The 13,750-nt window shown below is 65.4% G+C and carries 11 protein-coding genes and 1 tRNA gene; 4 read left to right on the top strand and 8 right to left on the bottom strand.

Going from position 1 to position 13,750, the window contains the following annotated elements; translation table 11 throughout:
* Positions 1-52 precede the first annotated feature (52 nt).
* Together AC5P6X_RS01970 and AC5P6X_RS01965 are read right to left on the bottom strand one after the other, a co-directional pair.
* Positions 53-1,075 (bottom strand): FecR family protein, encoded by a 1,023-nt coding sequence (locus AC5P6X_RS01970; protein WP_049449792.1) that lies wholly within the window; start codon positions 1,073-1,075, stop codon positions 53-55.
* Positions 1,072-1,587: an RNA polymerase sigma factor gene (locus AC5P6X_RS01965; RefSeq protein ID WP_005409031.1), complete on the bottom strand. Its 516-nt coding sequence runs from the start codon at positions 1,585-1,587 to the stop codon at positions 1,072-1,074. The genes AC5P6X_RS01970 and AC5P6X_RS01965 overlap by 4 nt, the downstream gene beginning before the upstream one ends.
* Positions 1,588-1,625: 38 nt before the next feature.
* Between AC5P6X_RS01965 and AC5P6X_RS01960 the strand changes: the two genes are divergently transcribed.
* Positions 1,626-2,024 carry a hypothetical protein gene (locus AC5P6X_RS01960; protein WP_043035001.1) on the top strand — a complete coding sequence of 133 codons (399 nt, stop codon included), beginning with the start codon at positions 1,626-1,628 and terminating at the stop codon, positions 2,022-2,024.
* A 245-nt stretch (positions 2,025-2,269) separates the two neighbouring features.
* Positions 2,270-4,942, top strand: coding sequence for a pyruvate dehydrogenase (acetyl-transferring), homodimeric type (gene aceE, locus AC5P6X_RS01955; protein ID WP_049449790.1), 2,673 nt, complete (start codon positions 2,270-2,272; stop codon positions 4,940-4,942).
* A 58-nt stretch (positions 4,943-5,000) separates the two neighbouring features.
* Here aceE and AC5P6X_RS01950 read toward each other — a convergent pair whose 3' ends face one another.
* Positions 5,001-5,483 carry a hypothetical protein gene (locus tag AC5P6X_RS01950; protein ID WP_033834139.1) on the bottom strand — a complete coding sequence of 161 codons (483 nt, stop codon included), beginning with the start codon at positions 5,481-5,483 and terminating at the stop codon, positions 5,001-5,003.
* A gap of 226 nt (positions 5,484-5,709) precedes the next feature.
* Here AC5P6X_RS01950 and AC5P6X_RS01945 point away from each other — a divergent pair, with 226 nt between their 5' ends.
* Complete coding sequence (locus tag AC5P6X_RS01945; RefSeq protein WP_495215295.1) at positions 5,710-8,040, top strand: TonB-dependent receptor; 2,331 nt, start codon at positions 5,710-5,712, stop codon at positions 8,038-8,040.
* Positions 8,041-8,160: 120 nt separating this feature from the next.
* The gene (locus AC5P6X_RS01940; protein ID WP_080353081.1) at positions 8,161-8,622 is read left to right on the top strand and encodes a DUF4189 domain-containing protein; all 462 of its coding nucleotides are present in this window, start codon (positions 8,161-8,163) and stop codon (positions 8,620-8,622) included.
* A 74-nt stretch (positions 8,623-8,696) separates the two neighbouring features.
* Here AC5P6X_RS01940 and AC5P6X_RS01935 read toward each other — a convergent pair.
* From AC5P6X_RS01935 to recA, 5 genes are all read right to left on the bottom strand, one after another.
* A tRNA-Ser gene (locus AC5P6X_RS01935) sits at positions 8,697-8,789 on the bottom strand.
* A gap of 78 nt (positions 8,790-8,867) precedes the next feature.
* Positions 8,868-9,071 (bottom strand): carbon storage regulator CsrA, encoded by a 204-nt coding sequence (gene csrA, locus AC5P6X_RS01930; protein WP_004152909.1) that lies wholly within the window; start codon positions 9,069-9,071, stop codon positions 8,868-8,870.
* A gap of 147 nt (positions 9,072-9,218) precedes the next feature.
* The gene (gene alaS, locus AC5P6X_RS01925) at positions 9,219-11,867 is read right to left on the bottom strand and encodes an alanine--tRNA ligase (RefSeq protein ID WP_033834136.1); all 2,649 of its coding nucleotides are present in this window, start codon (positions 11,865-11,867) and stop codon (positions 9,219-9,221) included.
* Positions 11,868-11,976: 109 nt separating this feature from the next.
* Positions 11,977-12,468, bottom strand: coding sequence for a recombination regulator RecX (gene recX, locus AC5P6X_RS01920; RefSeq protein WP_005409024.1), 492 nt, complete (start codon positions 12,466-12,468; stop codon positions 11,977-11,979).
* A gap of 110 nt (positions 12,469-12,578) precedes the next feature.
* Complete coding sequence (recA, locus tag AC5P6X_RS01915) at positions 12,579-13,616, bottom strand: recombinase RecA (protein ID WP_005412937.1); 1,038 nt, start codon at positions 13,614-13,616, stop codon at positions 12,579-12,581.
* Positions 13,617-13,750: the final 134 nt, after the last annotated feature.

The raw sequence follows: 13,750 nt of genomic DNA, 5'->3' as shown, positions 1-13,750 counted from the left end.
GGAGAACGCGGATTCGATGAATTTTTTCTGACAGTCCATGACCGCACGGGCCTCAGCGGCTGCCAACCCGCACCGTGTCGCCTTCGCGCCTCACCACGAAGCGCGGGTCGCGTTCGAGGAAGGCCTGCAGCGCACCGATGCGATGCGCATCGAGGCTGCCGGACAACCGTGCCGATGCCGCGCCTTCGTCCAGCACCCGCACCTGCACCTGGTTGTGCCGGTTGAAGGCAGCGGCTACCTCGTCCAGCCGCTCGTCGAGGAAGGACACCTTGCGCTGCTGCCAATCCAGCAGCATCGACAATGGCAGGTCCAAGGACTCGACCGCATGGCTGCGCGCGTCGACCTGCACCACCCGGCCTTCGCCCAGCTGCGCAAGACGCCGGGGGTCCGCACCCTGGCTCCATACCTCCACCTCGCCGGAGACCACGCCGATGCGCGTGCTCTGCAGCCGTCGCGATACATCGAACACCGTGCCGATGTCGCGGATCTCCAGGCCGTTCACCGCCACCTCGAACGGACGGCGGTCGCGGGCGATGTCGAACGTTGCCTCACCCTGCAGCAGCTCCACCTTGCGGCTGAACCAGCCCATGCGTACCCGCAGGCGGCTGTCCGCGTTGAGCCGCACCTGGGTCTGGTCGGGCAGCACCAGGTCGCGAAGTTCACCCTGTCCGGCACTGTAAAGCTGCTCGGTGGGCATCACCTGCGGAACCAGGCCCACGCCGAGCAGAGTGATACAGGCTGCGGCCGCCGCCACCCACCAGCGCGCACGACCGCGACGCGGCACAGCGCGCGGCGGCGCGTGCACGCTACCGAACAGCGGCACCACCTTGGCGGCGACCTGCCGCGGTGGAACCGCCGCGTCGTCAGGCAACGGCGATTGCAGCGCCTCGCCCACCTGCCGGTGCAAGGCAAGGGCGTGCATGTAGGCGCGCACGTGCTCCGGCGAGCGCTTCATCCAGTCCAGGAACGCGAGGCGCCCGGCCTCATCCAGCGCCCCCTCGCGATTGCGCAGGAACCAGTCCATGGCCTCGCAGGCGATCGTGTCGTCGGCCACGGGCGATGAGGTCCGGTTCATGTGAGCTCCCTGGCGCCCAGCGCCTTCCTGCAGGCCTCCAGCCCCTTGCCGATGTGCTTGCGCACCATGTGCACCGACACCTGCAGCTGCTGGCTGATTCGCGGGCAGTCCAGCCCGTCGCGGTAGTGCAGCTCCATCACCCGCCGCGTGGTCGCCGGCAGTCGTGCGATGGTGCTGCGGATATCGTTCCAGCGCTGCGCACGCTCGAATTCACCTTCGATGTCTTCTTCGCTTTTCAGCACTTCGGCCAGCAGGTCGACGTCTTCCAGCGGCGGCAGCGACGACCGCGCGCGCGCATGCTCGCGCGCCAGGTTGGCCGCCACGGTGAACAGGTAGGCTTCCGGGTTCTCGACAGCATCGGCATCCTCGCCGGTGCTGCGCAGCAGGCGCAGGTAGACCTCCTGCGCCAGGTCTTCGGCATCCTCGCTGGCCGAACCGCGACGCAGGAAGAAGCCACGCAGCAGCCGGCGCCGCAGTTCGTAGCTCTTCTCCCAGATCCTCACGCTGTTCACGGCCGGCCAACCACCCCGAGGCTGGAAAGCCACGCAGGGTGACCGCCATCGATGACAGTGGCGTTTCAACGACCGGCAGGCAGCCGCTAGAATGCGGCCCCTGCAATGTCCCGGCAGCCCGCACAAGGAGTGCTCCCATCAACGCACGCACCGCCATCAACACCCTCAGCAGCCTGCTGTTCCTGCTGCTGGTCGCCCACACCACCGCCTACCAGCAGCAGATGTGGCCGCCCAGCCGGGTCATCCATGTGCATCCGGTGATCGTCGTCCTCGCCTATGCGCTGGGTGTGCTCACGCTGCTGTTGTGGATCGGCGGTCGTCGTGCACCGGAACCCGCCCAACGCCTGGCGCGCTGGTTGCCCATCGTCGCCTGGTGCCTGCTGGGCGTCGGCGTGGCGATCATCCCGGTGTTCCTGCCGGGGCTGTCCCCGGCCTGATCAGCGGCCGCGCCCAACGCATCGGCCCATGATACGGCGCGCGGCACCAACCCTTGCTTGCCAGAGACCCAAGCCCCGCCCGCCTACCGAAGCGTGGGGGGCAGGCCTACGCTTGTCTTCTCGGTGGCCGCCACGGTCGCCCTTCGCGTCACGGCGCCCGCCGTTGCGACCCCGCTCCAGTGCTGTGCGCCCTGCCGGTGTTGTCGCCCAGGCAGACGTCCGACCGGCGCCCTCTGGAGACAGCCATGAACCAAGCCCTCATTCCCTTCGATACCGATCCACTGGAAACCCAGGAGTGGCGTGAATCGCTGGAGGCGGTGATGCAGGCCGGCGGCCGGCCGCGCGCGCACTACCTGATCGACCAGCTGAGCGATCTGGACGCCCGGCAGCACGGCGACCTGCATACCCGTGCCTGGACCGCCTACGTCAACACCATCCCGCCCGAGCGCCAGCCGGCCTACCCGGGTGACCTGGCCATCGAGCGCCGCCTGAACGCGATGATCCGCTGGAACGCGATGGTGATGGTGCTGCGTGCCGGCAAGCACTCCAACGTCGGCGGCCACATCGCCACCTACCAGTCGGCGGCTGTGCTGTACGACGTGGGCTTCGATCATTTCTTCCGTGGCCGTACTGACACCTTCGACGGCGACATGATCTACATCCAGGGCCACTCCGCGCCGGGGATCTACGGCCGCGCGTACGTGGAAGGCCGCATCGATCCAGCGCGCATGGACAACTTCCGCCGCGAAGCCGGTCGCGAAGGCCTGTCCTCGTATCCGCACCCGCGCCTGATGCCGGAGTTCTGGCAGTTCCCCACCGTGTCGATGGGGCTGGGCCCGCTGACCGCCGCCTACCAGGCGCGCTACATGCGCTACCTGGAATACCGCGGCCTGAAAGAACACCAGGGCCGCAAGGTCTGGGCCTTCCTCGGCGACGGCGAGATGGACCAGCCCGAATCGCTGGCGGCAATTTCCCTGGCCGGCCGCGAGCGGCTGGACAACATCGTGTTCGTGGTCAACTGCAACCTGCAGCGCCTGGACGGTCCGGTACGCGGCAACGCCAAGGTCATCCAGGAACTGGAAGGCACCTTCCGCGCGGCCGGCTGGAACGTGATCAAGCTGATATGGGGCAGTGGCTGGGACGACCTGCTGGCCCGCGACCACAGCGGCCTGCTGCGCCAGCGCATGATGGAATGCGTGGACGGCGACTACCAGACCTTCAAGTCGCAGAGCGGCGCCTACGTGCGCGAGCATTTCTTCGGCCGCTACCCCGAGCTGCTGGAGCTGGTCGCGCACATGAGCGACGACGACATCTGGGCGCTGGCACGTGGTGGCCACGATCCGCAGAAGGTGTACGCCGCCTACCAGCAGGCGGTGAACACCAGCGGCCGGCCGACGGTGATCCTGGCCAAGACGGTCAAGGGTTTCGGCATGGGCGAAGCCGGCGAAGGCCAGAACATCAACCACCAGCTGAAGAAGATGAGCGCCGACGCGGTGCGCGCCTTCCGTGACCGCTTCAACCTGCCGGTCAGCGACGAGCAGCTGGAGGAGATGCCCTATCTGCGCCCGGAACCGGGCAGCGCCGAAGCAGTCTACTTCGCCGAGCGCCGCCGCATCCAGGGCGGGCAGCTGCCGGCGCGCCTGGCCAAGGTCGATCCGCTGCCGCTGCCGCCGCTGTCGATCTTCAACACCCAGCTGCAGGGCAGCGGCGATCGCGGTCAGTCCACCACCATGGGCTTCGTGCGCATCCTCACCAGCCTGCTGAAGGACCCGGAACTGGGCAAGCTGGTGATTCCGATCGTGCCCGATGAATCGCGCACCTTCGGCATGGAAGGCCTGTTCCGCCAGATCGGCATCCACTCCTACCTGGGTCAGCTGTACACCCCGCAGGACGCCGGCCAGCTGAGCTATTACAAGGAAGCCAAGGACGGCCAGATCCTGCAGGAAGGCATCAATGAATCCGGTGCGATCTGTTCGTGGATCGCCGCCGGTACCGCCTACAGCAACCACGGCCTGGCCACGATCCCGTTCTACATCTTCTATTCGATGTTCGGCCTGCAGCGCGTCGGAGACCTGGCCTGGGCCGCTGCCGATGCGCGTACCCGCGGCTTCCTGCTCGGTGCCACGTCGGGCCGCACCACGCTGATGGGCGAAGGCCTGCAGCACGATGACGGCCACAGCCACGTGCTGTCGTCGGTGATTCCCAGCTGCGTGTCCTACGACCCGACCTACAACTACGAGCTGGCGGTGATCATCCATGACGGCCTGCGCCGCATGTATGTCGACCAGGAAGACATCTACTACTACATCACCGTACTCAACGAGAACTACCCGCAGCCGGCACTGCCCGAAGGCGCCGAGGCTGGCATCCTGAAGGGCCTCTACCTGCTGCACCCGGCGGCCGCCGACAGCGACTCGCAGCCACGCGTGCAGCTGATGGGCAGCGGTTCGATACTGCGCGAAGTGGAAGCTGCGGCAGAACTGCTGTTGCAGGACTTCGGCATCGCCAGCGATGTGTGGAGCGCGACCAGCCTGACCGAACTGCGCCGCGATGGCCTGGCTGCCGAACGCTGGAACCTGCTGCACCCGGCTGAGGAACCGCGCGTACCCTACGTGCAGGAGTGCCTGCAGGGCCATGATGGCCCGGTGGTGGTGGCCACCGACTACATGAAGATCGTCGGCGACCAGATCCGTCCCTTCATCAACGACCGCCGCTTCATCGCACTCGGTACCGATGGCTTCGGCCGTTCCGACACGCGTGAGTCGCTGCGCACGTTCTTCGAAGTGGATCGCCACTTCATCGTGCTGGCCGCCCTGAAGTCGCTGGCCGACGAAGGCCGCATCGAGCGCTCGCGGATGCAGGAGGCCATCGACAAGTACGGCATCGACACCGGCAAGCGCGACCCGGCCTCGGTGTAAGGCTGCCGGTGCCATGCCCGCGGATTCCCTCCCCGTGGGCATGGCGCAGGCGGCGCCGCTACGGTATCCGCTTGAACAGGTTGGTCTGCAGGATCGGCGTGCCGTCGTGGCCGTAGAACGCCTTGGTCTCGGTCATCGTCGTACGGTCGGCCGCCACGGTATAGATGCGGGTGGAGGCCGGCGTACCGTGGTCCACCAGCTGCATCACCAGGGTATTCGGCGCCGGCAGTTTCAGGTTGGCCTTGTCCGCGCCGTAGGTGCCGGACAAGGGCCCCGGCGTACCGTCGAGCGCCAACGTGCCGTCGGATTTCATGGTCTTGCCGTCGTGCAGGACGATGTCGACGTGTGAACTCCACCGACCCGCACCGGCGTCCTTGAACTCCAGCACCACCTGCTTCGGGCGCTGTGCTTCGGGTAACGCAGACGTGGCGATATCCAGCGACCAGCGCCCCAGCAGCGGCGAGGGCGAAGCTTCCACCGCCAGCGCCGGAACGGCGGAGAGCGAAAGCGCAGACAACAACACAGCGGACAACAGCTTCATACGGGGCTCCGTTTGAATGAGGAAGCTCTGCGTGGGGCGTTGCGGGGCAGTGCCCAGATCGTGCCGGTCGCCAGCAGCACGCGCAAGGCGGTGCGCTGAACGAGGGAGACTCCGTCCCATCCCGAGAGGCCAAAGCACCCTGCCCCATTGAATCGAGGCGGTTTCCGCTCTTGTTGACCTGAATAGTTACGTTATAACATTTCACGTCAATTTCACGGACCGTGCCATGCGTCGCCATCTCCTTGCTACCGCCCTTCTGTTCGCCGTCCACAGCGCCCAGGCCGCGGACGAACCCACCCTCCCCACCCTCCAGGTCCAGGCCAGCCAGCCCTCCCGTATCGACAGCCGGGTCACCGTCGACAACCCACAGACGCAGAACCGCACCCTGGGCGGCCTGCTCGAACACGTCTCCGGCGTGCAGAACAGTGCTTTCGGGCCGAACGCGGGTGCCCCGGTCATCCGCAGCCTCAGTGGCAACCGCGTGCAGATCCTGCAGGACGGCCAGTCCATCCTCGGGATGAACGCGATCAGCGGCGACATCAACATCCCGTTCGATCCGCTGTTCGTACGCAGCGTCACCGTCAACAAGTCTTCCGACACCGTGCGCTACGGCGGCAATGCGATCGGCGGCAGCGTGGAGATCGATTCGGGCCTGATCTCGCGCCGCATGGAAGACAAGGACCAGTCGATGGAACTGGTCCTGCGCAAGGGCTTCAACGCCGCCGACGCGCAGGGCTTCCGCATGAACTTCAACAACCAGCGCAACTTCTCGACCAACCTGCAGGTCTCGCGTCAGCGCATCTCGCACTACGATATTCCAGGCAACAGCAAGGCCAGTGTCTGCAACACGCGCCTGTTCCCGCCGACCGGTGGCGTGAACTCTGCGCTGGCCGACAGCTGCCAGAAGGAAGCGCGCGTCCAGCAGATCTACAACAAGGCGTCGCAGCCCTACATCGACCAGTTCATGACCGAAAACCCGGACTGGGCCGACGGCGATTTCTCCTTCTACACCAACAATCCGACTTCGGTCTGGCAGCGCCGCACCTACATCAATCCGGTCAACCCGGCCTACGTCCCCGGCACGCCTTCGTACGTGCAGAAGCAGATCAACAACGACGTGACGCCCGATTACCATCACCGGTTGGGCAACAGCTACGCGAGAAATTCGCAGGTGGCGCTCGGGTCGACCCTGTTCTTCGACCGTGGTTACGTGGGTATCAGCATTGATGCCAAGGACAGCGAGTACGGCGTGCCGGGGTTCTCGATGCAGAACCTGTCGTTCGGTTCCAACTATGCCAACGGGCTGCCGGTGGGGGTGGTGATCAAGCAGGAACGCTATGCACTGGAAGCCCTGCTGCGCGATCCGCTGCCGTGGTTCGAGCGCGCCGAACTGCGCGTTTCCAAGCTGGACAACACCTCGGGCGAGCGGCTGGGTGCCACCCGCGCCAACGACTACGATTTCGAGAGCACCCAGGCCGAGCTGCTGCTCAGCCATCAGCGCGTAGGTCCGCTCAGCGGCATGCTGGGTTTCAGCCACCAGTCGCGTGATGTCACCGGCAGTGGCTCGCTGCGCTACCTGCCTGACGTCGACACCCGCAGCAACGCGGTGTTCCTGAAGGAGACGCTGGACTTCGGCTGGGCCAGTTTCGACGCTGGCGTGCGCCACGAGCGCGTTGACCATGACCTGCAACCAAGCCGCTTCAAGACCGCGCGCAATGCCGCCAACACGAAACTGCAGGACCGCGACTACCGGCTCAACAGCTACAGCCTGGGATCGTATGTCGAGCTCGGTCCGTTGTTCGCCGCCAAGGTGCGCTACTCGTCCTCGCAGCGCGCACCGGAGATCAACGAGTTGTATGCGAGCAATGCCCACTATTCGGTGATGACCCAGGAAGAAGGCAACCAGAACCTCGAGCCGGAACGCGCGAAGAACCTGGAACTGACCGGCCTGTTCCACCTTGGTGGTTTCGAACTGTCGGCCACCGCGTACCGGATGAAGTACGAGAACTATCTGTACCTGGGTTACTCGGGCGTGCAGACCGCCAACCGCCTGCCGCTGAAGTACTGGAAGCAGACCGACACCACGGTGAAGGGCTTCGAGATCGATGCCTCGCAGGCATTGGACCTGGGCCGCTACGGCACGTTGAACGTGTCCGCCTTCGCCGACCTGGTGAAGAACAAGGCCGATCACCCCGATTCGTTGCGTGCCCACAATGACGGCGAGTACCTGCCGAACATGCCGACCAACCGCTACGGTGCCACCCTGCAGTGGCAGCGCGAAGGCTGGAAGGCGCAGCTGTCCAGCACCTACTACGACACGCAGAAGTACGTGGGCCGCAATGTCAGCGAGGAAGTGCCGCTGGATGCGTTCAACCTGGTCGACCTGCAGGTCAGCCGTGAGCTGCCGGTACGCAGCAGCTACATCGCCGGCATGGAGGTGTTCGTCAACGGCAGCAACCTGCTCAATCAAGAAGCACGGCCGCACAACTCGCCGCTGAAGTACATCGCGCCGCTCCCCGGGCGCGGTTTCCAGGTGGGCGTGACGGTGAAGCTCTGAGGATCGAACGCGTCGGTACGCGCCTGCGGGCAAATGGCCTGCAGGCGTTCTCCCCCGCCCCCCTGCGGGGTTGCGCCACATTCACCGGTTGATTCACCATCGGCAAAAGAGGAGAGCGTGATGAACTGGAAGCATGCGGTTTCACTGGCGCTGTTGTTGTCCGTTTCATCAGCCGCAAGTGCTGCGTCTGCGATCACCTACGACAAGGATGGCCGCTACGGCTATTCGATGAACCAGTCTTCCCTCACCACTGCGATGCAGCAGTCGCTGCACTACTGCGCAGCGCGATCGCGCAATTGCGGTCAGTCCGCCAGCACCACCAGCGAAGGCTATTCGGCCATAGCGACCGGCACGATCGCGTTGGGCTTTGCACTGGGTGAGAAGACGGCGGACGCCGCGCAGCGGAAGGCCGAAAGAATGTGCAGGGAACGTGCCAACGACTGCACGCTTGCGTTGCTGTGGCGGGAAATTCCACCTCGCCACATTGAACCGCCACAGCTGCCGGGTACACCCGCTCCGGCACCGGCGACGACACCCGCGCCCATGCCAACGCCTGCCTCCCGCACCGATCAGCCAGGATAGTCAGCTCCACGCTGCGAGTGTCGGATAAAGAAAAACGCCTGCAGATCGAGGATCTGCAGGCGCTTCTTTGTATCTGGCGGAGTGAGAGGGATTCGAACCCTCGATAGAGCTTTTGACCCTATACTCCCTTAGCAGGGGAGCCCCTTCGGCCACTCGGGCATCACTCCGGGGTTTTCTCCGCGTCTGGTGCGTTGCACCTCAGCGGGGCGTGAATCATAACGTTAATCGAGTGCGAAGGTAAAGCGTTATTCGGCAGAATTTTCGCTACCGGTGCCACCGGCTTCGTCACCGCGCTGGATGCGCTGATAGATCTCTTCGCGATGCACAGCAACGTCCTTCGGCGCGGTGATGCCGATACGCACCTGGTTACCCTTGACGCCAAGCACGGTGACGCTCACCGAGTCTCCGATCATCAGGGTTTCGCCGACGCGGCGAGTCAGGATCAACATTTTTGTAAGTCTCCATGGAACCGTGTGGAAGGGTATCCCCCACCGGCTTGACGCTCCGTCAAGAAGCGCTACCACGACAAAGGGAAAAGATTCGCAATGGTACCGTCAGCCGTCCCGCTCCTACAAGGAGGGGGACGGCCAGGTTCATCACAGGCGGGGGCTGACCCATTCGACGACTGCAGCCAGCGCAGTGGCAAGGGCGGGCCCGTCCTCGCCACCACCCTGGGCGAGGTCCGGGCGTCCGCCGCCCTTGCCCCCGATCTGACTGGCGATATGGGACAACAGTTCCCCGGCCTTGACCTTGCCCATTGCACTGCCGTTCACACCCGCGACCAAGGCGGCCTTGCCGTCCTGGGCGCCGGCCAGCACGATCACCGCGTCGCCCAGCTGCTGCTTGAGGCGGTCCATGGCGTCACGCAGGGCCTTGGCGTCGAAGCCCTCCAGGCGGGCAGCCAGTACCTTCACGCCAGCAACCTCGACGGCCTGGCCGGACAGATCGGCCGTGGCACCGGCGGCGACCTTGGCCTTCACGGCCTCCAGTTCGCGCTCCAGCTGCTTCTGGCGCTGGCCGAGGGCACGGATCTTCTCGACCACGTCGGCAGCGCTGCCACCGAGCAGTTCAGCGGCCTCGGCCAGGCGGGCCTCTTCGGCGTCCACGTAATCCAGCGCCCCCTGGCCGGTAACAGCCTCGATGCGGCGCACGCCCGCGGAGACGCCGCCCTCGGAGGTGATCTTGAACAGGCCGATGTCACCGGTACGGTTGACGTGGGTACCACCGCACAGCTCGGTGGAGTAGTCACCCATCTTCAACACGCGCACGTGCTCGCCGTACTTCTCGCCGAACAGGGCCATCGCGCCGAAGTCCAGCGCTTCCTGCATGCCCATGTTGTGTACTTCGGCGGCGTTGTTGGCGCGCACCTGCTGGTTGACCTTGCGCTCGATCACGGCAAGCTCTTCCGCGCTGATCGGCTGGAAGTGCGAGAAGTCGAAACGCAGGCGGTCCGGAGCGACCAGCGAGCCCTTCTGCTGCACGTGGGTGCCCAGCACTTCGCGCAGGGCGGCGTGCAGCAGGTGGGTGGCCGAGTGGTTGAGGATGGTGGCGCCACGGCGCTCGCCATCGACCTGGCCGGAGAGCACGTCGCCGACCTTCAGGCCGCCTTCGGACAGGGTGCCGACATGGCCATGGAACTGGCCGGCGAACTTCTGGGTGTCGTCCACCGCCAGGCGCACGCCGTTGCCGGTCAGTACGCCGGTGTCACCGACCTGGCCGCCGGACTCGGCGTAGAACGGGGTCTGGTTGGTGATGACGATGACTGCGTCACCGGCATCGGCCGACTGCACCGGACGGCCGTCCTTGAGCAGGGCCAGCACGGTCAGGCCGTCAGCCTGCAGGCGGTCGTAGCCCAGGAACAGGGTCGGGCTCAGGGTCGCCACCAGCTCAGCGGGCAGGGTCACGCCACCACCGAACTTGCCGGCCGCGCGCGCGGTCTCGCGCTGCTGCTCCATCGCGGCATCGAAGCCGGCAATGTCGACGGTCAGGTCGCGCTCGCGGGCGATGTCCTGGGTCAGGTCGAGCGGGAAACCATAGGTGTCGTACAGGCGGAAGGCGTCAACGCCCGGGATCACGCCATTGCTGGCCTTGCCCGCGACGTCCTCGAAGATCTTCATGCCGGCATCGAGGGTTTCGGCGAAACGCTCTTCTTCGGCCTGCAGCGCACGGGTGACGGTGTCCACCGCAGCCGGCAGTTCCGGATAGGCTTCGCCCATCTGCTCGACCAGGGTCGGCACCAGCTTGCTGAAGAACGGCTGGCGCACGCCCAGCATCCAGCCGTGGCGCAGTGCGCGGCGGATGATACGGCGCAGCACGTAACCGCGGCCTTCGTTGGACGGCAGCACGCCATCGACGATCAGGAACGAACAGGCACGGATGTGGTCGGCGATCACGCGCAGCGACTTGTTTTCCAGGTCGGCGGTGCCGGTCAGCTCGGAGGCCTTGCGGATCAGGGCCTGGAACAGGTCGATCTCATAGTTGGTGTGCACGTGCTGCAGGATCGCCGCCAGGCGCTCCAGGCCCATGCCGGTATCCACGCACGGCGCCGGCAGTGGCACCAGGGTGCCGTCGGGCTGGCGGTCGAACTGCATGAAAACCAGGTTCCAGATTTCGATGAAGCGGTCGCCGTCTTCATCCGGGGAACCCGGGGGGCCACCGGCAATATGGTCACCGTGGTCGTAGAAGATCTCGGTGCACGGGCCGCACGGGCCGGTGTCGGCCATCTGCCAGAAGTTGTCCGAGGCGAACGGTGCGCCCTTGTTATCGCCGATGCGCACGATGCGCTCTTCCGGCACGCCGACCATGTCGCGCCACAGCGCGTAGGCTTCGTCATCGGTCTGGTAGACGGTGACCAGCAGGCGTTCGGCCGGCAGCTTCCAGACCTGGGTCAGCAGTTCCCAGGCCCAGGCGATCGCGTCCTTCTTGAAGTAGTCGCCGAACGACCAGTTGCCCAGCATTTCGAAGAAAGTGTGGTGGCGCGCGGTGTAGCCGACCTGGTCGAGGTCGTTGTGCTTACCGCCCGCGCGCAGGCAGCGCTGGACGTCGGCCGCGCGCACGTAGCTGCGCTTTTCCGCGCCAAGGAACACGTCCTTGAACTGCACCATGCCGGAGTTGGTGAACAGCAGGGTCGGATCATTGCCCGGCACCAGCGGCGCCGACGGCACGATGGTGTGGCCTTTGCCCTTGAAGAATTCAAGGAAGTCGCTGCGGATCTGGGAAGTCGTGAATTTGGCGGATGCGTTCATTGGGGGCTGGCAGTCTGCGGGCCGGCGGACCCGGACCACCGGCCGCGTTGGCCAGGGTCGCGAGGGACCGCCGAAAACCTAAAGGGTATCAGGCCCGACGCCGCCAGTCTCAGTCATCCGGGTCGTAGCGGGTCGCGCGGCGGATGCTGTCGCCGTCGAAGCCCCGTCGGGCCAGCAGATCGGCAGCCTTGCGCCGCTGTGTCAGGTCCTGCGGGCCGGCCTCGCCAAAGCGTCGGCGGACCAGATCACGGGCGTTTTCCTGCCAGTCGCCTTCGTAGCTGTCCATCGCTGCGGCAATCGCGGCACTGTCCAGGCCGTGGGTCCCCAGCTCGGCGCGGACATGGATCGGCCCATAACCGGTGTTGGCGCGCATCCTCACCAGGTTCTCGGCAAAACGGGTGTCGTCCTGCCAGCCGGCCTCGGTCAACTTGGCGACAGCGGCCTGCGCGGCTTCGTCTTCGATGCCACGGGCGGTCAGCTTGCGGGTGAGTTCCTTGCGCGAGTGCTCGCGGCGGACCAGCAGGCCCAGTGCCCGTTGCACGGGGGTCTGCTCACGCGGCCGGCGCTTGCGGCCGGTCGGAATGTCTTCGGCGTCGGACATGGGTACTCCAAGGGTGGCGCCATCCGTGGCGCCCAGCCCATCCTTGGGCGATTCGAACCTGCGGGACAGGGCGACGTCACTGACGGCGCCACCCTGCCCCACAGCAAGCCTTATTCGTCTTCGCCTTCGTCGTCGCCTTCCTCGCGGGCCGCTTCGGCCGGCTGGAATTTCTCGCGCAGCTCGGCCTCGAGCTTGGCGGCGACAGTCGGGTTGTCGCGCAGGTAGCCGCGGGCGTTGTCCTTGCCCTGGCCAATGCGTTCTTCACCGTAGCTGTACCAGGCGCCAGCCTTCTCGACCAGCTTGGCATCCACACCCATGTCGATCAGCTCGCCTTCACGGCTGATGCCTTCGCCATACAGGATCTCGGTGATGACCTGCTTGAACGGAGGTGCCAGCTTGTTCTTGACGACCTTGATCTTGGTCTGGTTACCGATGATCTCGTCACCCTTCTTGATCGCGCCGATACGGCGGATGTCCAGGCGGACCGAGGCGTAGAACTTCAGCGCGTTGCCACCCGTGGTGGTTTCCGGGCTCTGGCCCGGCATCATCACGCCGATCTTCATGCGCAGCTGGTTGATGAAGATCACCAGGGTGTTGGAGCGCTTGATGTTGCCGGTCAGCTTGCGCAGCGCCTGGCTCATCAGGCGGGCCTGCAGGCCTGGCAGCTGGTCGCCCATCTCGCCTTCGATTTCGGCCTTCGGGGTCAGCGCGGCAACCGAGTCGATCACCAGGATGTCGACCGAACCCGAACGGACCAGCATGTCGGCGATTTCCAGCGCCTGCTCACCGGTGTCCGGCTGCGACAGCAGCAGGTCGTCCACGTTCACGCCCAGTTTGGCGGCGTAGATCGGGTCCAGCGCGTGCTCGGCGTCGATGAAGGCCGCGGTACCGCCCATCTTCTGGCATTCGGCGATGGCCTGCAGGGTCAAGGTGGTCTTGCCCGAGGATTCCGGCCCGTAGATCTCAACGACACGGCCCTTCGGCAGACCACCAATGCCCAGCGCGATGTCGAGCATCAGCGAACCGGTCGGGATGGCTTCGACGGGTTCGACCACGCGGTCGCCCATGCGCATCACCGAGCCCTTGCCGAACTGCTTTTCGATCTGGCCCAGAGCTGCAGCGAGGGCGCGCTTCTTGTTCTCGTCCATCGGATTGGTCCTTGCAGAGGTCGTGTCGTTGGAGGTGCTGTCTTTGGGGGTCTTCTTTGCCATGGGTTCACTTTAAGTCGGACGTATCGCACAGGCTGAGATTCTGCCCGGCGCTCTGAAAAGAATTATCGGAC

Source organism: Stenotrophomonas sp. YJH_SMC_40 (genome assembly GCF_059368615.1).
This window is presented reverse-complemented; position numbering and strand designations above follow the sequence as displayed.